Origin of the sequence: Streptomyces sp. L7, from assembly GCF_050990935.1 — a bacterium.
Classification (GTDB): domain Bacteria; phylum Actinomycetota; class Actinomycetes; order Actinomycetales; family Microbacteriaceae; genus Leifsonia.
The window spans coordinates 2170728-2189478 of sequence record NZ_CP194644.1 but is presented as its reverse complement, the minus strand read 5'-3'; the positions used below and the strand labels follow the sequence as shown (position 1 = coordinate 2189478).

Sequence of the window (18751 nt, the reverse complement as noted above, 5' to 3'; positions counted from 1 at the left end):
GATTGACAGGGACGGCGGGTGCGAAACGATCGCCGATGCCCGCCAACCGAATGCGTGGCCCGCGACCGCATCGCGCTCTTCCCCTCGCCGGCGTCCGGTTGAGTAGAACGATGCGTCTGCTCATGAGGTTCTTCGACGGACGACGCGGGAGGGGGCGCGCATGCGGGTAGTTCGAGCTGTGAGCGCCGTGCTGCTCGCAGCCCCCTGATCGTTGGCCTAACGGCCTGTTCATTGATAGGAGATCGCCTCATGACACCAGACCCCCCAGTCAAAGAACAGCAGCGAGCATCCGCGCTCTACTTCCGCGACAGGTACCGACCGAACGTCGAGAAGGTCCGGTTCACCCGTGACGGCGAGCGGCCTGGGCTCGGGGCGGCGTGGAGCGTCAATGCGATCGCAACAATCGAGGGCAACGACTATTACGTCATCATCGGGCCGGACAGCGGTGTGAGTTGGGTCGGAGGTACCGGCATACCGCCCGAAGCACCGACACCTGCTCCGCACCTCCCGCTGACGGTGACCTACAGCGACGGAACCTCGGAGGTCATCCAGTGACGACCGCCGAGGAGCACATGGGCCTTGCGAACGAGGCATACAAGGTGGACCGGTTGGTGCAAGACCCTCCGCTGGCCAAGGGCGAAGAATTCACTGTCGGCCCCGAAGGGCGCGAGCAGGATTATCGAGTGATCGACACACAGAACCACCCCGCCAACGGCTTCCAGGCCATAGCGGTCGCGCCGCTCGTTGACGGTATCCCTGACCTCTCCCACATCGTGGTGTCGTACGCGGGCACGAATCCGAATCACCGGGCCGACCTCGTCGAGGATGTCATGACGATCGTCGGCGGCACGCAGGGTCCGCTGAGTCAGGTCGTCGATGCTCAGCGGTTCGCGGATCGGGTGAGGGAGGCGCATCCCGGCTCGTCCATTTCGACCGTCGGGCATTCGCTGGGCGGCTTCCTCGCCCTGCTCGTGGCCGCGGAGCACGGCTGGGACGCGACGACGTTCAACGGGCCGGACCCGTGGGAGTGGTTGTCGCCGGAGGCGAAGGAGCGGCTGGAGGCCGACAGGAACGCGGGCCGCCAGCGGCTTCACAACTACGTGAACGAGTGGGACGTGATCGGCAACCTCTACGCCCACCGCACGGGCGCTGCCGATTTCGTGACCGACACGCAGGGCCGCCACGAATTGGACTATCACAACATCGGAAAGGACGGAGCCTTCACGTTGGATCCGCATGGTTCGATTGAGGGAGCAGGGGCCAAAGGTCGCCCCCTCGAGGACATCCTCGGGAACCTGGTGGACACGGTCGTCCCCGGGACGGCCGAGGCCGTCTCTCCTCTGCTGCTGGGGCTGGCGGGCATCACGCGCAATCCGGCGGCGATGAAGTCGCTGGCGAAGAACGCGTCCGGGGCTCTGGTGGCGGTCAACTCCGTCGCCGCCTTCGGCCTCGCGGCGAGCATCGGCGGCACCGCGACCGCACTGAGGGAGATCAAGTCGGCGAACGGCCGGATCATCTCGCGGATGGAGGGCGGATTGCTGGACGCGAAGAACGCCGCCGCCCTCCTGCCGACGATCACCGCCCACGACGTCGAGCGCTGCATCGATCGGCACCGCTTGCGCGTCCACCAGAACGTCGACAAGGACGCCGTGCGGGCCGTCGACGAGCGGGTGGACCGCCACATCGAGCGGGTCGGTCAGCTCAGCGAGGGCATCTCCCAAACAGTGCGCAACACCCTGGCGCAGGACGCGCAGTGGGCTCTCACCTTCGGACTGGGCGGGTAGATAAGGAGTATCATCATGGATCCCGCAGACTTCTTGCAGGAGCTTTTCGACGGCCTCGACCGGGAGATGCAGACCGGTGTCCAAGAGGTCCAGGACTGGATCGAGGCCCAAGTCCACGGCGCAGCGGTGCAGCTTCTGGACAGCCTGATGCCGCCGATCGTCCACGCCAACAACGCCGCGGTGAAGATCAGCGAGTCCGCGATCGTGGTTCCGGCGAGCACCGGCATCGGGGTCACCCTCGGCACTGCGGACCTCGGCAACACCGTTCTCGCGGGCGCCGTCGCGGACACGGTGCAGCGCGGCCTCGACGAGCTGAAGTCGCAGAGCGACTATGCCGAGGGGTGAACAGCATCGCATGGTGACCTATCGATCGCTGGCAGAGCTGGAGGACGCCCAGGACCAGGAGCGCAGAACCGCACGGCTGAGAATAGAGTCGGCCGACCAATACCTCGGCCTCTACCGCTCCAGAATGTTCCAGGTGCGTGAAAGCTTCTACACTCTCGGCGCGCGCGAGGGCGTGGCCGACGACCCCGGATTCCGGCAGGAACTCCAGCGCGTCTCGGACACCGCCGACGAGAATGTCGCGTACGCAGGCCGCAAGATCGCCGAGCTGGACGACGAGTATTACGCCATGCTCAGGGAGCACGACGAGCAGCGGGACCGATTCCTCGCCGAGCGCGACGACACCGGCTGACACCGCTCGAACAGGAGGCCACCGTCAGGCGGCGACCCCCTTCACGCCGTCGATCGTCGGCCGCCCATCCGCGAACCAGCGCGGGAACGTCACCTCGAACAGCTCCTCGATCGCCAGCTCCGCACCTCCGCGCAACGGCTCCCGTTCGTCCCCGATCGAGCGCACGATCGACAGGTCCCGCGTCGCCAACGGCAGCGACAGCTCGTACACCCGCTGCCGCACCTCGGCGAGGAAGATCTCGCCCGCCGCCGACACCGCACCGCCCACGACGATCACGCCCGGGTTGAACATGTTGACCAGAGCCGCGATCGACTCCCCGATGAGGCGGGCCGAGCGCTGAACCAGGGAGATCGCGAGCGCGTCGCCGTCCTGCGCGGCGATCGACACCGCCTCCGGGGTGATCGTCTCGCCCCGCTCGACCAACCCGGCGAGGATGCCGCCCGCCCCCTCGTCGAGCGCGAGCTGCGCGTCGCGCATGATCGCCCAGCCCGAGGCCTCCGCCTCCAGGCAGCCGACCTTGCCGCAGCGGCACACCGCCGTGGAGTCGCGCACCCGGACGTGGCCGATGTCGCCGGCCGCCCCGTTCGCGCCGCGGTGGATGCGGCCGTGGGAGACCAGGCCGGCGCCGATGCCGCTGCCGACCTTGCAGTAGATCAGGTCCACGTTGTCGTCGCGGCGGTGGCTGCGCTCCGTCAAGGCCAGCAGGTTCACGTCGTTGTCGACCCACACCGGCGCCTCGAAGCGCTGCTCGAACCGGCGGCGCACGTCGAAGCCGTTCCACCCCGGCATGATGGGCGGCGCGACCGGGGAACCGGTCTCGAAGTCGACGGGGCCCGGCACGCCGACCGCCACCGCCCAGATCGGTCGCGGCTCCTGCGCCGCCAGGAGCTCGTCGATCATCTCGAGCGCGCGGTCGATGGTCTCCGCGGGGCCGCGGCCGATGTCCCAGGCGCAGTGCGCCTCGGCCTGCACCTCGCCATCGAGGGAGGCCAGGCCGACCCGGATGTGGAGGGCGCCGAGCGCGCAGATCACGACGGTGCCCTGGTCGGAGCGGAAGCGGAGGGTGCGCGGGGCCCGACCGCCGGACGACGGGCCGTAGTCGCCGTCCTCCAGGAAGCCCATCTCGATCGCGGCATCGACCCGCTGGGCCACGACCCCGCGGCCGAGTCCGGTCAGCCGGCCGATCTCGGGGCGGGTGTCGGCCTCCCCGGTGCGGACGAGGTTCACCACGCGCAGCAGGCTCATGACCTCGTCGGTCTGCGCGCCGAATCGGAGTGCGGAATCCCTAGCCATGCTTGATTCTGACACAAGCTCAGCCGGTAACGGGTAGAACGAGACACTACTTGAGCCCTCCAGAAAGCCAGCTTGCGTCGCACAACGACCGAAGATCGAGCGATGCGGACCTAGGAAATCAGTCTCATCGATTCCCGGCATAGCCGATACGCGGTTCCCTGATCCTGGCGCGATCTCGATAGTAGAGACCGGGCAATCACATTCGCCCTGTCTGGAAAGGATCAAGGATGATCAAGCTTCTCTCCCACCTGTCGTATGTGGAGATCACGTCCCCGGATGTCGAGGCGTCCGTGAAGTTCTACGAGGAACACGTCGGGCTCACCGTGGTCGACCGCATCGACGGGTCGGTGTATCTCCGCTGCTGGGGCGACTACTACGCGTACTCTCTCGTGGTCTCGCCGGGCCCGCAGCCGTCCCTCGTGACGATGGCCTGGCGCACCTCCAGCGCGGAGGCGCTCGAGGAGGCCGCCGCCCGCCTGGAGGCCGCCGGCGTCCAGGGCGAGTGGATCGACGACCTCCACGCGATCGGCCGGGCCTACCGTTTCACCGGCCCGTGGGGTCACTCGATGACCCTGCACTGGGACGTCACCCGCCACCAGGCGCCGGGCCACGTCGCGTCGATCTACCCGGACCGCCCGCAGAAGCGCAGCAAGGTCGCCGGTGCCCCGCGCCAGCTCGACCACGTGACCATCGCGACCAGCGACGTGGACGCGTTCGCGCAGTGGTACAACGACGTGCTCGGCTTCCGAATCATGGCCCGCACCGTCCTCGACGAGGCGCCGATCTCGATCTTCTCCGTGCTCACCACCAACGAGAAGTCGCACGACCTCGGGGTCGTCCTCGACGGCTCCACCGCAGCGGGCCGCGTCAACCACTACGCGTTCTGGGTCGACACCTACGAGGAACTGCTGATCGCGGCGGACACCCTGATGGAGAACGGCGTCCCGATCGAGTACGGTCCCTCCATCCACGGCATCGGCGAGCAGACCTTCCTCTACTACCGCGAGCCGTCCAGCCTCCGCATCGAGCTGAACACCGGCGGCTACCGCAACTACGTGCCGGACTGGCAGCCCAACACCTGGAAGCCGTCGCTCGGGTCGAGCAACTTCTACCGCAACGGCGCCATGCCGATGTCGATGACGGAGTCCTTCCCGCCCGCGGACGGCCCGAGCGCGACCGAGGAGGGCGTGCCGGACGAGATCAAGGAGGCGCTGCTCAACCCGTACGCCGTCCAGGGCCGCGGCTGACCATGACGCAGCCGAGCGAGCATCCGGCGGACCTGGACCGGCTCGACCCGGAAGCGGAGATCGCCTCCCGGGCCGAGGCCTACCGCAACTGGGGACGCTGGGGCGAGGACGACGTGCTGGGCACGCTCAACTTCATCGACGAGTCCGCGCGGACGAGGGCGGCCGCCCTCGTCCGCGAGGGCGTCGCGGTGTCGCTGTCGCAGTCCTTCGACATGAACGGTCCCCAGAAGGGCTGGCGCCGACGCACGAACCCGGTGCACACGATGCTGGACACCGGCACGGACGCCGAGCGCGGCAACCAGGGCTTCCCGCACGGCCTCGGCGGCGCGGACGACGTGATCGCGATGCCGCTGCAGTGCTCCACGCAGTGGGACGGCCTCGGCCACATCTTCGACCACGGCTACGCCTGGAACGGCCGACGCGCGGGCGATGTCGTGACGAGCGACGGCGACCTGGTGACCGGGATCGAGCACGCCGCGTCGGTCATCGTCTCCCGGGGCGTGCTGCTCGACCTCGGGCGGCACCTCCGTCCGCAGACCGGGGAGCTGGAGGACGGCTACGCGATCACCGCCGACGACCTCCGCTCGTGCGTGGAGGCTCAGGGTGCGACGAGCAGCGTCGGCACCGGCGACATCGTCCTGGTCCGCACCGGCCAGCTCGCACGCGTCCGGCGCGACGGCTGGGGCGAGTACGCGGGCGGCCCGGCCCCCGGGCTCTCGCTGACCACCGCCGGCTGGCTGCACGACACCGAGATCGCCGCCATCGCCACCGACACCTGGGGATTCGAGGTGCGGCCGAACGAGTTCGACGTGCCCGCCTTCCAGCCGCTGCACCAGGTCGTCATCCCGAACCTCGGCCTCACCATCGGCGAGATGTGGGACCTGGAGGAGCTGGCGACCGAATGCCGGCGGCTCGGGAGATACGATTTCCTCCTCTCGGCGCCGCCGCTGCCGATCACGGCGGCCGTCGGGTCGCCGATCAACCCCATCGCGCTGCTGTAGCAGTCCCGCGCGCAGCACGCACCCGCAGAACAGAGAGGTTCTCCCATGACCGCCGTCAGCAAGGTCGCGATCGCCGGAAGCGGTGTCGCCGGTCTGGCCACCGCCATCCGGCTCGCGCAGGCCGGAGTCCAGGTCGACGTCTTCGAGTCCAAGCCGGAGCTGAGCGCTCTCGGCTCCGGAATCACCCTGCAGGGCAACGCACTGCGCGCGTTCGGGGAGCTCGGCGTCTGGGACGACGTGCAGGCGAAGGGCTACTTCTTCGAGGGCCTCACGCTCCGGGCCCCCGGGCCGGACGCCCCGGTCGTCGCCGAGCTGCCCGAGGTGAAGACCGGCGGCCCGGACTACCCGGCGACCGGTGGGATGTACCGACCCGACCTCGCGCGTATCCTGCTCGACCACGCCGAGGCGGCGGGTGCGACGGTCCGCTTCGGTGCGAAGGTCACCGGCGTCTCGGAGACGGGCGACGGCGTGACTCTGGAGGTCGACGGCGTTCCGGCCGGCACGTACGACCTGCTGGTCGGCGCGGACGGCCTCAACTCGGCCGTGCGCGAGCTGATCGGCATCGAGACCAGGCCGCAGCCGACCGGCATGGGTATCTGGCGGTCGTTCGTCTCGCGCCCGGCCTCCGTCGAGCGCAGCGAGCTGTACTACGGCGGCCCGGTCTACATCGCGGGCTACACGCCCACCGGCGAGGACAGCATGTACGCGTTCCTGGTCGAGCCGGCGCAGGAGCGCGTCGGGCTCACCGACGAGGAGGCGGTGACGATCATGCTGGAGGAGTCGCAGGCCTACGGCGGCCCCTGGAACGACATCCGCGCCGACCTGAAGGCGGGCGCCCACGTCAACTACACCTGGTTCACCCAGCACGTCGTCCCCGCGCCGTGGAACCGCGGGCGGTCGGTCGTCATCGGCGACGCCGCGCACAGCTGCCCGCCGACGATCGCGCAGGGAGCGGCGCAGGCGCTGGAGGACGCGCTCGTGCTCACCGAGTTGCTGATCGCCGCCGACACCGTCGACGACGCGCTGTGGGACGCCTTCCACACCCGCCGCGTCGCCCGCGCCCAGGCCGTGGTGGACGCATCGGTGCAGCTCGGGCAGTGGCAGATCGACCACGACCGGGAGGCCGACGCACCCGGCCTCATCTTCGGGATCGCGCACCGGATGGCGGAGCCGGCATGAGGATCGCCCGGTGGAGCACGGCGCAGGGTGGCACCGTCGGCGAGGGGTTCGTCATCGGCGACCGGGTCGTCCCGTTCCCCGACGGCCGGACCGTCTCCGAGGTGCTCGCGCGCGGCCTGGCGGACGCGCACCGTCTCTTCGACCGCGCGCACGGCGAGGACGGCACTGCGCTCGCCGACGTCCGCCTGCTCGCTCCGCTCGCACCGGCCGCGATCCGCGACTTCGTCGCCTTCGAGGAGCACGTGGAGGGCGTCAGCGCCTCGGTCGACGGCACGAGCGAGGTGGTGCCCGAGTGGTACCAGGCGCCGACGTTCTACTTCACCAACCCGCACACCGTGCTGGGACCCGGCGAGGCCGTGCGGCCTCCCGTCACCGCGCGCCTCGACTTCGAGCTGGAGGTCGCGGCCGTCATCGGCGGCGTCCCCGGGCTGGACGGCGCGAACCTGACCCCGGAGGACGCCGCTTCGGCGATCTTCGGCTACACGGTCATGAACGACTGGTCGGCCCGCGACCTCCAGTCGCGCGAGATGAAGGTGCGGCTCGGCCCGGTGAAGGGCAAGGACTTCGGCACGAGCCTCGGACCGTGGATCGTGACCGCCGACGAGCTCGAGCCGTACCTGGACGGCGACGGCTTCCTCGCCGTCCGTGCCGAGGTCTTCGTCAACGACGAGCGGATCGGGCACGACCTCGTCTCGAACATGGGCTGGCCGTTCCCCGAGCTGATCGCGTACGCCTCCCGCAACTCCCGTGTGGTGCCGGGCGACGTCCTCGGCTCGGGGACGATCGGCAACGGCGGCTGCCTCGGCGAGCTGTGGGGCCGGCGTGGCGAGCTCGCGCCGCCTCCGCTGGCGGAGGGTGACACGGTACGGATGGTCGTCGAAGGCATCGGCGAGCTGGTCGGCCCGGTCGGCGCCCCCGTGAGCGCGCCGGAGCTGCCGCCCGCGCGGGTGCGCTCGCGCGCCAGAACCCGGGAAGACCGGGTCGCGCTGTGAGCTCTGCGTCGGCCGGCGGCCTGACCGCCGGGATCGCCGGCGCGACCGTCGTCGTCACCGGCGCGGCGCGCGGCCAGGGCGCCGCGGAGGCCGGTCTGCTGGCGTCGCTCGGCGCGACCGTGATCGCGACCGACGTGGTCGACCCTGACGACGCGCTCGCCCAGGGAGTCGAGTTCCGCCATCTCGACGTGACCGACGAGGACGCCTGGGCGGCGCTCGCCGCGGACGTCGAGGTCGCTCTCGCGGGAGCGCCCCTGCGCGGGCTGATCAACAACGCCGGCGTCACCCACCGCGCGGGCATCGCAGCAACGGACCGCGCCGACTGGGACCGCGTGCTCGCGATCAACCTCACCGGCCCCATGCTCGGGATGCGCGCGCTCGCGCCGCTCATGTGCGCGGGCTCCTCGATCGTCAACGTCGGCTCGGTCGCCGGGCTGACCGGCCACTACACCGCCGCGTACACGGCGTCCAAGTGGGGGCTGCGCGGCCTCTCCCGGGTCGCCGCCGCCGAGTACGGGCCGCGCGGCATCCGGGTCAACACCATCCATCCCGGTTTCATCGAGACCGGCATGACCGCCACTGCCCCGGCGGCGATGCGGGACGCACAGCTCGAACTGACGCCGCTCGAACGGCTCGGAAGCACCGCGGACGTCGCCGGCGTCGCCGCGTTCCTGCTCTCGGACGCCGCCGGCTACCTCACCGGCGTCGACCTCCCCGTAGACGGCGGTTTCGCGTCCTCCGCCGGCGCCAAGCACCTCGCCGACCGCATCGCGCGCGGCGCGACGACCTAAGGAGTCCTCCCGTGTTCATGTACTTCCCGACCAACTACGTGTGGAGCCTCGCCGTCGTCGCGACGCTCAACAACGGAGGCTTCATCGACGAGGTGGACCGCGCGTGCAAGCCGGTGCTGCTCGCCTCCCAGAACGGCGACGACGCCGGCACCGCCGAGCTCTACGCCGCCTGGGCCGCCGTCGCCGACCGACTGGTCGCCAAGGCCGCGGACGACGAGGCCGCCGGCCGCCGGATCGGCGCGGGGGAGACCTACTACCGCGCGTCGCTCTACACCTCCCAGGCCGAGCGCCTGCAGTCGCCGCGGTGGGAGGGCCGCAACGCCGCCTACCAGAAGTCGATCGACCTGCTGCTGAAGCACGTGGAGCTGAGCCGCATCCCGCTGACCCGCGTGGAGGTCCCGTACGAGGGCTCGTCGCTGCCCGGCTACTTCTACCGCGCTCCCGGCGACGGCCCGCATCCCGTGGTCATCCAGTGGAACGGCCTCGACTCGACCAAGGAGATGATGTACTACTCCGGCTTCCCGCGGATGCTCGCGGAGCGCGGCATCTCCACGCTGATGATCGACACCCCCGGCTCCGGCGAGGCCCTCCGCCTGCGCGGCCTCACGGCTCGCCACGACACCGAGGTGTGGGCGGCCGCGATCGTGGACTGGATCGAGGCGAACGCCGCCGAGCTGGGCGCCGACCCGGACCGCGTCGGCATCGTCGGCTGGTCGCTCGGCGGCTACTACGCGCCGCGCGCCGCCGCCTTCGAGAAGCGGCTGAAGCTCGCCGTCGCCTGGGGCGCCAACCACGACTGGGCCGCCGTGCAGGAAGCGCGCCGCAACCGCGAGGGCGAGAACCCGGTGCCGCACTACTGGGACCACGTCTTCTGGGTGTGGGGCGTCGACTCGATGGAGACCTTCATCCAGAAGACGGCGGGCATGCACCTGAACGGTGTCGCTGAGCAGATCACTGTGCCGTTGCTGATCACCCACGGAGCGGGCGACCGGCAGATCCCGGTCCGCTACGCCCACGAGACGTACGACCAGGCGGTGAACAGCCCGCGCCGCGAGCTGCGCGTCTTCGACGACCCGGAGGGCGGCACCGAGCACATCTCGATCGACAACATGCCGTACGTCGCGGGGATCATCGCCGACTGGATCGCCGAGACGTTCGCCGCCGTGGACGGCTCAGAGGTGTCAGGCCAGGCAGCGACTCTGCACCCCGTAGAAAGGTCGGGCCCCTAGCGTCGCGTCGTGTCGCAGGGCGCTCGGTCGTGAACCCGTCCGAGCGCCCCGCGGTCGCCGCCCAACTGGGATGGCGCCGACACCGGAGAGAGTTCGGGCGACCGCGATCATGACGTGTGGCGCCCAGTTCGGCTACGCCTTCCCCGCGCGCGGGGCGCCTGCGAGAAACCGCTTTCTCGTATAGGGTGGCACCGTGCTACAGGAGACGCGACGCGGCGAGACGGCGACGGCTGACACGGTCGACCGGGCCACTGAGTTGGACGTGAAGCTCGCGCGCGTGCGGGAGCTTCTGCGGCTTCGCGGGGCCTCTGCGATCGCCCTGTCGTCGCGCGAGAGCCTGGCCTGGCTGCTGGGAGGCGCCCGGGTCACGGTTCCGACCAACGGCGACCCGGTGCTCAGCGCGGTGGTCGCGGAGGATGCGCTGACACTCCACATCTTCTCCAACGAACGCGACCGGTTGGTCGGGGAGGAGCTCCCGGACGCGCACACCGCGACGGTGGTCGACCATCCGTGGTTCGCGCCGCTTCCTGGCGTCGGCAGCGCCGGTGCGGCGGCGCTCGACGCAGGGACGCTGCACGAGACCGACGCGAGCGCGGAGCTGCGGGCCATCCGCGCCCGCCTGCTCCCGGTCGAGGCGGACCGCTACCGTCGGCTGGGCGCCGAGACCGCCGCTGCGGTCACGCGCGTCGCCCGGACTGTCCGGCCCGGCGACACCGAGCAGGCGCTGGCCGCCGCGTTGTCGCACGAGCTGATCGGGCTCGGCGCCGAGCCGATCGTGCTGCTCGTCGCCGGCGAGGGCCGCCTCGACCTCCGCCACCCCCTGCCGACCCGGGCGCGACTCGGGCGGCGCGCGATGCTCGTCGTGGGTGCACGCCGGCAGGGGCTGATCGTGAACCTCACCCGCTGGATCGGCGCCGAACCGGACTCCGAGGGAGTCGGCGCGCGGCTGCTCCAGGTGGAGGCCGACGCCTTCGCCGCGACCCGGCCCGGGCGGTCGCTCGCCGACGTGCTCGCGGACATCGCGGCCTCCTACCTCGAGCACGACTTCGACGCGGACGAGTGGCTGCGCCACCACCAGGGCGGCCCGACCGGCTATGCGGGACGCGACCCCCGGGCGACGCCGACGGCCCGCGACCGCGTGGTCCGGGGCCAGGCCTTCGCCTGGAATCCCAGCGCACCGCGCGCTAAGGCCGAGGACACCGTGCTCGTCGGCGACGGCCTCCCGGAGATCCTGACCACCGACCCCGCGTGGCCGTCGCGCGTCGTACGCGGGCTCGCCCGGCCGGAGGCGCTCCCGTTCGCGTGAGCCCGACGCCGAGAGACCGCGCAACGCCGGCAGACCGCCCGACGCCACCAGCCCACCCGACGATGCCGGAACGGAGCACCGCCATGACAGACCTCACCTTCCTCCGCGTCCGCGGCGCCGACCTCGTGGACGAGCACGACCGCGTCGTGCGCCTCGCCGGCGTCGGCCTCGGCGGCTGGATGAACATGGAGAACTTCATCAGCGGCTACCCGGGCAACGAGGAGCGCATCCGCCGCCTGATGCTCGACCGGATGGGAGCCGAGGCGTACGAGGCGTTCTTCGACGAGTACCTCGACGGCTTCTTCGCGGACGAGGATGCCGTGTTCCTCGCCGAGGTCGGCATCGACAGCGTGCGCATCCCGTTCAACTACCGGCACTTCGAGGACGACGCGCGGCCGTTCGTGCTGAAGGAGGAGGGCTTCCGCCGGCTCGACCGGGTGGTCTCGCTGCTCGCCCGGCACGGCATCCGCTCCATCCTCGACCTGCACGCACTGCCTGGCAGGCAGAACCAGCACTGGCACAGCGACAACCCGACCCATATCGCAGAGTTCTGGAACCACCCGCACTTCCAGGATCGCGTGGTCAACCTGTGGGAGGCGCTCGCCGACCGCTTCAAGGACCGCCCGGAGGTCGCCGGCTACAACCCCATCAACGAGCCGTCCGACCCGAGCGGGGAGGTGCTGCTGCCGTTCTACGAGCGGCTGGAGCGCGCGATCCGCGCCATCGACCGCCGCCATGTGCTGTTTCTCGACGGCAATAAGTACTCCACCGATTTCTCGCTGTTCGACCTCCGGTCCGAGCCGCTGCCGAACGCGGTCTACACCGCACACGACTACGCGCTCCCCGGAATCACGAGCGCGTCGGAGTACCCGGGAGTCACCCGCGGCGAGTACTTCGACCGCGGCGTGGTCGAGCAGACGTTCCTGCGCCGCACGGAGTACATGCGCCGCACCGGCACGCCGATCTGGATCGGGGAGTTCGGTCCGGTGTACCCGTCGCGTGCCACGACCGAGCCGTGGCGCCTGCGGCTGCTGCGCGACCAGCTCGAGATCTACCGCGACCACGGGGCGAGCTGGGCGCTGTGGACGTACAAGGACATCGGGCTCCAGGGTCTGGTCAGCGCGGCGGAGGACAGCGCCTACCTGGAGCTGGTCCGTCCGGAGCTGGAGACGAAGGCGCGTCTCGGCGTGGACTCGTGGGGTGGCTCTGACGCGGGGGTGCGCGACGTGCTCGACCCGGTCGACGCGGTGTTCGACCGCGAGTTCCCCGGCTACGCGCCGTACCCGTGGGGACGCCAGCCGCACATCGCCGTGCTGGTGCGGCACATCCTGCTGGCCGAGCCGCTCGCGGAGCGGTTCGCCGACCGCTTCCGCGGCGTCGACCCGGAACGCGCGCGGGAGCTCGCCCGCGCCTTCCGGTTCGGGAACGCCGTGCAGCGCGGCCCGCTGGTCGACACCATCCGCGAGCACCTGCGCTGACGGAGCCCCTCCGACCGACCTGGCAGGACACGCCGCCTGCCCGCGCCGCGAGGTGGGGTGTCCTGCCAGGCCGTTCCCTCGATCAGGGCAGCGGCGCGATCCCCTCGTGGCGCACGCGCCAGCCCGGGCCGAACCCGACGGCGGCGCTGGTGTCGGAGCCCGCCGCGAGCAGCCCGGTCGCGAGCAGCAGGCCGCCGTTGCCGGGCAGGTAGATCGGCAGCGAGTCGTCCTGCCGGTTGTGGCCGTTCGCCAGGTAGGTGTTCTTGGGCTGGTCGAGCAGGAGGCAGTCGACCGCGACCTCTGGCAGGCCGAGCCGGGCGGCGGTCATCGCAGCCATCGGGAAGTCCCAGCCCCACGCCGTCTCCCAGCGCCAGTCCCCGAGCACGTCCTCGAGCGTCCGGCGCATCGTCGCGGGGTCGACCAGTGACGTCGGGGGCACGACGCCCAGCGCGGCGAGCATGCTCGGGTGGTCGGTGCGTTCCAGGAACGGGGGCGTGCCGAGGGCGACGTACCGACCCTCGCGCACCGGCAACGGCGCAAGACCTGCGGCGACCTCGCGCCACCGCGCGGGGACCGGGCGGCCGAGCCGCTCCAGCCAACGGACTGCGACCTCCAGCGCCCACGACCAGTAGGCGAGCTCGAAGGTCGGATTCTTCGCCCTCGCGCGCGTGTCCGCGTACGACTCCTGCGCGGGGACGAGCGGAGGCCCGAGCTCGAAGCCTGCGGGGCCGGCTGCCGCGTAGGCTGCCATGAACTCGGCCGTCTCTCTGACGAGGGGCTCCCACCGTTCGAGGGTGGCCCGGCCCGGACGGGCGCGCCGGAGGAGTTCTGCGAGGTGGATGGGGTGGGGCTGCTGCCAGATCAGGAAAGGCCCGATCGGGCTCGGCGCCTCGATGCCGTCCGGCCCGACCTGCTTCGGCCAGCGCACGCCGGGAAGATGCTGGCCCCGCGCGGTGGCCCGGCCCCGGTCGGCGACGCCCTGGTACCAAGCGAGCGACCGTTCGAGCAGCTCCGGCCGACCCCAGGGGGCGAGCCAGCCGTGATGCCACCAGTGCATCTCCAGGTGGAACTTGCCGCGCCACGAGTTGAGCATCAGCCCGGTTTCGGCGGGCGGGAGGCTGCCCGCGCTGAGCGCGCTCAGATAGTGCGAGAGCACGACGCGCCGTTCGAGCTCGCCGGCGCGGGGGTCGTCGCTGTCCGCGAGATCGAGCGCGCCGCCCTCCTCCCAGAAGCGCGACCAGTGCGCCGCGGAGGCGGCGGCGACCCGGTCGGCCTCCAGCCCGTGCAGCTCCACGCGGGTGTCGCCGGGCAGGAACTCGATCGTCGCGTCCCACTCCGCCGGCTCCCCGGACGGGCGCACGACGAACCGGTGCGCGCCGAGCGCTTCGAGCCGTGACCCCGGCGCGGTGACGACGACGGAGTACACCGTGTCGTCGAGCCGGCGGACGATGCGCCAGCCGGTCGCGGTGCGTTCGGCGGTGCTGGTGTGCGCGTCCGGCCGGTTCCAGTCCGCCGCGTTGCCCCAGGCCTCCGAGCCGGCCGGGAAGGCGAGCAGGAGGCCGAACGGCCCGGCGCCGTCGATGCGGACGCCGATGGCATCCCGCTCGGGATGCGCGCTGGTGCGGACGGCGAAGCCGCGGCCGCCGAGACGGAACGCGCTGGAGACGATGCCGCTGCCGAGGTCGAGGGACTGATCGACCTCGGACAGCTCCTCCGCGGAGCGCGCGCCGCTTCCCGTCCACAGCCCGATCCGGCCGAGGTCGAGCCGGTGCGGGTTGTTGCGCAGCCACTCCTCGGCCGGGCTCTGCCCATCGGCGCTCCCCGCGTCGAGCATCCCGCCGAGGTCGGCGTACCGGGCGCGGCCGTGCGGCGAGTCGTACTCCCTCATCGTCGGCTCCAGCTCGACGCGGCCGGGCGAGGAGTGCCAGCCCCAGTTGCTCAGCGTGCCGAGCAGGGTGCCGGACTCCTCGCCGTAGCGCGCGGCGACCGGGTACGCCTCCGGAAAGGTCTGCAGGCCGGTCGCGTCCACGGTGAAGCAGAACTCGCCGTTGCCGACCGTCAGCGGCGATGCCGGGTCGAGCCCTCGCAGCCGCACCCGGTGGCGGGCTGCGAGGGCCGAACGGTCGATCGCGGTCACCGGATCAGCCTCCGTTGTTCAGCGACTGCTGGAGTTCCTTCATCCAGTTCGCCGCCCCCTGCTGAGCGGTCACCTTCCCGAACAGGATGTCGGACTCGGTGCGCTGCGACAGGTCGTTGAGGATCGCGCCGCCGGCCGGCTGCGGCGGGGAGGTGACTCCGGACTTCAGCGCCGTCTCCAGGTACGCCGCGGACTGCGCGTCGACCGGGCTCAGCAACGGCTTGACGACCTTGAGCACCTTGTTGTTGAAGGGCAGGCCGCGGTCAGCCAGGATGACCTTCGCCGCGTCCGTGTCGTTCACCAGGTAGTTCACGAGCAGCGCGGACTGGGCCGGGTGCTTCGTGCCGGCCGCGATCGACCAGAACTGCGAGGGGAGTACGGACACACCGGTGCTGGACGTGTCGGTCGGCGGGGTGACGATCTCCACCTTTGCGCCGCCGAGACCCGCCGTGTACGCGCCGATCTGGTTGCTATAGGCGAAGCTCATCGCGGCCTTTCCGGTGCCGAAGAGCGTCTGGTCCGGCGTGACGTTCCAGTGCTGGACGATGACCGACGGGTCGGGGAGGCCTCCGCCCTTGACCAGGGACTGCTCGCGCTCGTACCAGCCCTGGATCGTCGAGGCCTTCGTCGCGATCTTTCCCTTGTCCGAGTAGATGCCGATCTTGTTGGTCTGAGCGACGTACGTGCCGAGGATGTCCTGCACGCGCAGGTCCAGCCCGACGACGCCGTCCTTCTTCGCGGAGATCGAGTTCGCAGCCTTCACGAGGTCGTCCCAGGTCCACTTCGTGGTCGGCAGCTCCACGCCTGCTTTTTTGAACAGGTCCTCGTTGACCAGGAGGCCGATCGCGTTTCCGCCGGTCGGCACGCCGTAGACCGTGCCGTCGACGGTCGAGCTGCGCAGCGCAGAGGTCGGGAAGTCCTTCGTCGGCAGGTAGGTCGACACCGTCGAGAGGTCGAGCAGCGAGCCGGAGGAGCCGTAGTCCTGGGGCTTGGAGCCGCCGAGCGCGAAGACGTCGGGGGCCGTGCCGGAGGCGAAGTCGGTGGAGAGCCGATTGAACAGGTCGTTCGGCGCGCCCACCGGCTCGGCCACCACCGTGATGTTCGGGTACTTCTTCTCGAACATCCCGAGGACCTTGGTCATGATCGCGGCGCGCGCGTCGTTGCCCCACCAGGAAAGGTGGAGAGTGACTTTCTCCTTCGGGTTGTAGGAGCTCGTCGGGTCGGAGCCGGAGCCGGTCCCGCCGTCGCTCGAGCAGCCGGTGAGGACGAGCGTCGCCGCCACTGCGGCGCCGAGCACGGCCTGGGTCATCAAACGTCGTCTACGCGTCATTGCGCCTCTCTTCGGTGCGATTTCGTGGAACGTTTCCCGAAGATCGGTCGCTGATCGAAGCTGTACGGACCGATTACGAGAAACCGCTTTCTCGTGAAAGTAGCAGCGCGTCGACACCTGTGTCAACGCTGGAGAGGCGGTCGAGGGTCCGGAAGGGCTCAGCCCGGCGCGACGGCCGTCGACCCGCGGACCTCCACACGCGGCTGGAAGACGAGGTTGTGCGCCGGCCGCTCGTCCTGGATGAGCGCACGCAGCCGTTGCCACGCCTCGACGCCGAGGTCCCGGTGCGGGACGGACGCGGTCGTCAACGGAGGTGCACAGAATCGGGCGAACGGGATGTCGTCGAAGCCGGTCACCGAGACGTCCTCCGGAACCCGGACACCGAGGTCGGCGAGTCCGTTGACAAGCCCGATCGCGACGAGGTCGTTGAAGGCCAGGGCGGCCGTGGCACCGGAGTCGCGGACCGCCGGAGCGGCGTCGAGGCCGTCCTCGAGGCTCGCCCCGGCCTGGATGTTCGTCACGTCCACGTCGCCGGCGGCCCGGCTGAACTCCTCGATGCCCCGGAGTCGCTGCGCCGTCGACACGCTCCGCTCCGGCCCGAGCACGAGCGCGAACCGGCGGTGGCCGAGGTCGTAGAGGTGCCGCGCCAGGTCCTGGATGCCGGACTGGTAGTCCACGGAGAGCGACGGCGCCGAGATCAGAGCGCTCGGCCGGTTGATGACGACGAGCGGTTGCAGTGCCTCGGACAGGCGCCGGAGGTCGGATTCGGGCATGCGGGGCGCGCACAGCACGATCGCGTCGGTCCGTCGGCGGAGTTCGGTGGCCAGCAGCTCCTCATCCTCGGGGGACTCGGCCGAGTCCGCTACGAGGGCGCGGTAACCGTCCTTCGCCGCCGTCTTGCTGAACCCGGAGAGAACCTCCTGGAAGGTCGGGTTGGCGAGGTCGGGCACCAGGAAGGCGACCGCCTTGGTGCGCCCGAGCGCCAGGGACCGTGCCAGGTGGCTGGGCTCGTAGGAGAGCTCGCGCGCCGAGGCCCGCACCCGCTCGGCCACGGCCGGCTCGCCGAGGAAGATTCCGTTCATCACGCGCGACACCGTCGCCGGCGAGACGCCGGCGTGCGCCGCCACTTCGGAGATGGTCGCCGTGCGGGAACGCCGCGCCATGAGATCGCCCTTCCTCCCGGGTCGGCCGCGTCTCCCCAGTTGAGACGCCATCCACTCGGGATGGTCCCACACTAGCGCCGTCGAGAAACGTATCGTTTGACAATCCCCGCGTCGAGCCGTCAGAATCGACGCACTTCGAGAAAACGCTTTCTCGACTCGGAGTCCGGACGAGGAGGTCTCGTGAGCAGTCTCGGCGAGCTGCGCAAGGTCGCGCTGGCGGCCCGCGGCAAGGGTCCAACGGTCAAGCCGCGCTTCACCGACAACAGGGCGGGGTACGCCTTCCTGGCCCCGTGGCTGGTCGGCGTCGTGGTCTTCACCATCGGGCCGATGCTGTATTCGCTGTACCTGGCGTTCACCAAGTACAACCTCCTCCAGCCGCCGAAGTGGATCGGCTTCGACAACTTCACGCAGATGCTCGGCGACGACCGGCTGTGGAACTCGCTACGTGTGACGCTCGTCTATGTCGGCGTCGGCGTTCCGCTCCAGCTGGTGATCGCGCTCGCCATCGCAGTGCTGCTCGACCGGGGCATGCGCGGGCTCGCGTTCTACCGCTCGATCTTCTACCTGCCGAGCCTGCTCGGCGGCTCGGTGGCCATCGCGATCCTGTGGGCACAGGTGTTCGGCAAGAATGGCATCGTCAACGGCTTCCTCTCGATCTTCGGGATCGACGGTCCCGGCTGGATCTCCGACCCGAACACGGCGCTCGGGACGTTGATCGTCCTGCACGTCTGGACGTTCGGCTCGCCGATGGTGATCTTCCTCGCCGGCCTCCGCCAGATCCCCGAGCAGTACTACGAGGCGGCGCAGATGGACGGCGCCGGCAAGGCGCGACGGTTCTTCTCCATCACCTTCCCGCTGCTCACGCCGATCATCTTCTTCAACCTGGTGCTGCAGGTCATCTTCGCGTTCCAGTCGTTCACGCAGGCGTACATCGTCTCGGGAGGCAGCGGCGGCCCGTCCGACTCCACCATGTTCTTCACGCTGTACCTGTACCAGCAGGCCTTCACGCAGCTCCACATGGGGTACGCGTCGGCGATGGCCTGGGTGCTGCTGGTCATCATCGCGGGCCTGACCGCGCTCAACTTCTGGCTCTCGCGGTTCTGGGTCTTCTATGACGACTGAGCCCT

Annotated in this window: 17 protein-coding genes; 13 read left to right on the top strand and 4 right to left on the bottom strand. The window is 70.4% G+C overall.

All coding sequences use genetic code 11. The features are described 5' to 3' along the window. Nucleotides 1–249: 249 nt before the first annotated feature. The 4 genes from ACR5MH_RS10945 (at nucleotide 250) to ACR5MH_RS10930 (ending at nucleotide 2478) form a co-directional block, all read left to right on the top strand. Nucleotides 250–555: a hypothetical protein gene (locus tag ACR5MH_RS10945; protein WP_431347230.1), complete on the top strand. Its 306-nt coding sequence runs from the start codon at nucleotides 250–252 to the stop codon at nucleotides 553–555. 128 nt (nucleotides 556–683) lie between these two features. Then, nucleotides 684–1784 (top strand): hypothetical protein, encoded by a 1101-nt coding sequence (locus ACR5MH_RS10940; protein WP_431347229.1) that lies wholly within the window; start codon nucleotides 684–686, stop codon nucleotides 1782–1784. A gap of 15 nt (nucleotides 1785–1799) precedes the next feature. Further along, a complete protein-coding gene (locus ACR5MH_RS10935; RefSeq protein WP_433861752.1) occupies nucleotides 1800–2129 on the top strand; it encodes a hypothetical protein in 330 nt (109 codons plus the stop codon). 10 nt (nucleotides 2130–2139) lie between these two features. Continuing rightward, nucleotides 2140–2478, top strand: a complete 339-nt coding sequence (locus tag ACR5MH_RS10930) for a hypothetical protein (protein WP_433861751.1) — start codon at nucleotides 2140–2142, stop codon at nucleotides 2476–2478. A 24-nt stretch (nucleotides 2479–2502) separates the two neighbouring features. Here the strand turns inward: ACR5MH_RS10930 and ACR5MH_RS10925 are convergent, their stop codons facing one another. Next, nucleotides 2503–3771 carry an ROK family protein gene (locus ACR5MH_RS10925; RefSeq protein ID WP_431347226.1) on the bottom strand — a complete coding sequence of 423 codons (1269 nt, stop codon included), beginning with the start codon at nucleotides 3769–3771 and terminating at the stop codon, nucleotides 2503–2505. Between the two features lie 227 nt (nucleotides 3772–3998). Here ACR5MH_RS10925 and ACR5MH_RS10920 point away from each other — a divergent pair, with 227 nt between their 5' ends. The 8 genes from ACR5MH_RS10920 to ACR5MH_RS10885 all read left to right on the top strand — a co-directional run bounded on the left by ACR5MH_RS10920 (nucleotide 3999) and on the right by ACR5MH_RS10885 (nucleotide 12994). Further along, nucleotides 3999–5018: a VOC family protein gene (locus ACR5MH_RS10920; RefSeq protein ID WP_431347225.1), complete on the top strand. Its 1020-nt coding sequence runs from the start codon at nucleotides 3999–4001 to the stop codon at nucleotides 5016–5018. A 2-nt stretch (nucleotides 5019–5020) separates the two neighbouring features. After that, nucleotides 5021–6019, top strand: coding sequence for a cyclase family protein (locus ACR5MH_RS10915; RefSeq protein ID WP_431347224.1), 999 nt, complete (start codon nucleotides 5021–5023; stop codon nucleotides 6017–6019). A gap of 45 nt (nucleotides 6020–6064) precedes the next feature. Next, complete coding sequence (locus ACR5MH_RS10910; protein WP_431347223.1) at nucleotides 6065–7198, top strand: FAD-dependent monooxygenase; 1134 nt, start codon at nucleotides 6065–6067, stop codon at nucleotides 7196–7198. Beyond that, a complete protein-coding gene (locus tag ACR5MH_RS10905; protein ID WP_431347222.1) occupies nucleotides 7195–8190 on the top strand; it encodes a fumarylacetoacetate hydrolase family protein in 996 nt (331 codons plus the stop codon). The genes ACR5MH_RS10910 and ACR5MH_RS10905 overlap by 4 nt, the downstream gene beginning before the upstream one ends. Further along, nucleotides 8187–8981, top strand: a complete 795-nt coding sequence (locus tag ACR5MH_RS10900; protein ID WP_431347221.1) for an SDR family NAD(P)-dependent oxidoreductase — start codon at nucleotides 8187–8189, stop codon at nucleotides 8979–8981. Before ACR5MH_RS10905 ends, ACR5MH_RS10900 begins: the two co-directional genes overlap by 4 nt. 17 nt (nucleotides 8982–8998) lie before the next feature. After that, complete coding sequence (locus ACR5MH_RS10895; protein WP_433862639.1) at nucleotides 8999–10210, top strand: alpha/beta hydrolase family protein; 1212 nt, start codon at nucleotides 8999–9001, stop codon at nucleotides 10208–10210. A 193-nt stretch (nucleotides 10211–10403) separates the two neighbouring features. Next, on the top strand, nucleotides 10404–11516 hold the full coding sequence (locus ACR5MH_RS10890; protein WP_433861750.1) for a M24 family metallopeptidase: 1113 nt from the start codon (nucleotides 10404–10406) through the stop codon (nucleotides 11514–11516). A gap of 83 nt (nucleotides 11517–11599) precedes the next feature. Further along, a complete protein-coding gene (locus ACR5MH_RS10885) occupies nucleotides 11600–12994 on the top strand; it encodes a glycoside hydrolase family 5 protein (protein ID WP_431347216.1) in 1395 nt (464 codons plus the stop codon). An 82-nt stretch (nucleotides 12995–13076) separates the two neighbouring features. Here the strand turns inward: ACR5MH_RS10885 and ACR5MH_RS10880 are convergent, their stop codons facing one another. From ACR5MH_RS10880 to ACR5MH_RS10870, 3 genes are all read right to left on the bottom strand, one after another. After that, nucleotides 13077–15131 (bottom strand): hypothetical protein, encoded by a 2055-nt coding sequence (locus tag ACR5MH_RS10880; RefSeq protein ID WP_431347215.1) that lies wholly within the window; start codon nucleotides 15129–15131, stop codon nucleotides 13077–13079. A 4-nt stretch (nucleotides 15132–15135) separates the two neighbouring features. Then, nucleotides 15136–16440, bottom strand: coding sequence for an ABC transporter substrate-binding protein (locus tag ACR5MH_RS10875; RefSeq protein WP_433861749.1), 1305 nt, complete (start codon nucleotides 16438–16440; stop codon nucleotides 15136–15138). A 179-nt stretch (nucleotides 16441–16619) separates the two neighbouring features. Further along, entirely contained in the window at nucleotides 16620–17624 is a 1005-nt protein-coding gene (locus tag ACR5MH_RS10870) for a LacI family DNA-binding transcriptional regulator (RefSeq protein WP_431347214.1), read from the bottom strand. Between the two features lie 180 nt (nucleotides 17625–17804). Between ACR5MH_RS10870 and ACR5MH_RS10865 the strand changes: the two genes are divergently transcribed. Beyond that, nucleotides 17805–18746, top strand: a complete 942-nt coding sequence (locus ACR5MH_RS10865; protein ID WP_431347213.1) for a carbohydrate ABC transporter permease — start codon at nucleotides 17805–17807, stop codon at nucleotides 18744–18746. Nucleotides 18747–18751: the final 5 nt, after the last annotated feature.